The following is a 1617-nucleotide window of genomic DNA, read 5'->3' as shown; positions in this document are numbered from 1 at the left end:
CCTGGGCTTCCGCAACGAGGTCCACTACCGACTCCGAAGCCTCCTGGAGACCGGAGGGTTCAGACCCCGACTACACCCTGGATCCTGAAGAGCCCAATTTCCACTGGACAAGGAGGGCGTGATATGCGCGCAGTCACTTGGCACGGCAGACGGGACGTCCGCACTGAGACCGTCGATGATCCGGTCATCGTTAAGGATCAGGACGTGTTGGTGAGGGTGACCTCCACGGCCATCTGCGGGTCGGATCTGCATCTGTACGAGCTCCTGACGCCGTTCATGACTTCGGGCGACATCCTCGGCCACGAGGGGATGGGGGTGGTCGAGGAGGTCGGATCGGCGGTGTCATCGGTCAGGCCCGGCGACCGGGTCGTGGTGCCGTTCAATGTGGCATGTGGGCACTGTGATATGTGCCATGCCGGCCTGCAGTCCCAGTGCGAGGTGACTCAGGTCTCCGCCTTCGGCACCGGTGCCGCGCTGCTGGGCTACTCGAAGCTGTACGGGTCGCTGGCCGGCGCCCAGGCGGAGTTCGTCCGGGTGCCCCGGGCCGAGTACGGGCTGATGAAGGTTGGCACGGACCTGCCCGATGAGCGCTACCTGTTCCTGTCCGACATCCTGCCGACGGCCTGGCAGGCCGTGCGGTACGCGGGGGCCACCGCCGGAAGCTCGGTGGCAGTGCTAGGTCTGGGACCGGTGGGCCAGCTCACCGCCCGCGTGGCGGTCCATCTGGGGGCCAGGGTGTACGGCGTCGACCCGGTCGCCGAGCGACGCGCGATGGCGACCCGCCACGGCGTCACCACCTTCCCCGGGGCTGAGGACGCCCGGGGCCCGATGCGCTTCGACACCGGTGGGCGGGGGCCTGACGCCGTCATCGATGCGGTGGGGATGGAGGCCCATGGAAGCCCCGTCGCCTCAGCGATGCAACGGGCGGTGGAGATGCTTCCGACGCAGGCTCAAGAGAGGGCGATGACCTCGGCGGGAGTCGATCGGACGGCCGCCCTGCGCGCCGCCGTGGATCTGGTGAGCCGGGGCGGCACGGTCTCGCTGGCGGGGGTCTACGCCGGGATGGCCAGCCCGATGCCGCTGATGGAGATGTTCGACAAGCAGCTCACGGTGCGGATGGGCCAGTGCAATGTGCGCAGGTGGACGCAGGACCTGATGCCCCTGGTCGAGGATCCGTCCGACCCGCTCGGCCTGACGGATCTGGTGACTCACAGGCTGTCGCTGACACGGGCCTCGGAGGCCTACCGGGTGTTCCAGGGCAAGGAGGAGGGGTGCGTGAAGGTCGTGCTGGACCCGTCCGCATGAGCACCGGGACGCCGATGGGGCGGTGGCGCCCCGGGCGGGCCAGCGGTAGGCCCGCCGCGAGGAGAGACGCTCAAGGACGAGGCATATGAATCAGGCTGTGCAGCATCTTGGAAGAAACATCACCGCTGCGAGGAAGGCCCGTCGCTGGACCTTGGCGCAGTTCGCCGCCGAGCTGGCGTTGCGGGGGACCACCGTCACCGAGGGGCAGGTGGAGGAACTAGGTGTACTTCCCCGTGACGTTGTGAACGCGGGCTGAGGGGGTCTGGCCGCCGATCCCGGTGTGGGGTCTGTGGTGATTGTAGTGATGGAGCC

General features: G+C 68.2%; 1 protein-coding gene. It reads left to right on the top strand.

Going from position 1 to position 1617, the window contains the following annotated elements; all coding sequences use genetic code 11:
* Nucleotides 1-123: 123 nt before the first annotated feature.
* Nucleotides 124-1305 (top strand): alcohol dehydrogenase catalytic domain-containing protein, encoded by a 1182-nt coding sequence (locus G554_RS0109390; protein ID WP_027587687.1) that lies wholly within the window; start codon nt 124-126, stop codon nt 1303-1305.
* The last annotated feature ends 312 nt before the right edge of the window (nt 1306-1617 follow it).

Origin of the sequence: Acidipropionibacterium thoenii DSM 20276, assembly GCF_000423445.1 — a bacterium.
Classification (GTDB): domain Bacteria; phylum Actinomycetota; class Actinomycetes; order Propionibacteriales; family Propionibacteriaceae; genus Acidipropionibacterium; species Acidipropionibacterium thoenii.
This window is presented reverse-complemented; position numbering and strand designations above follow the sequence as displayed.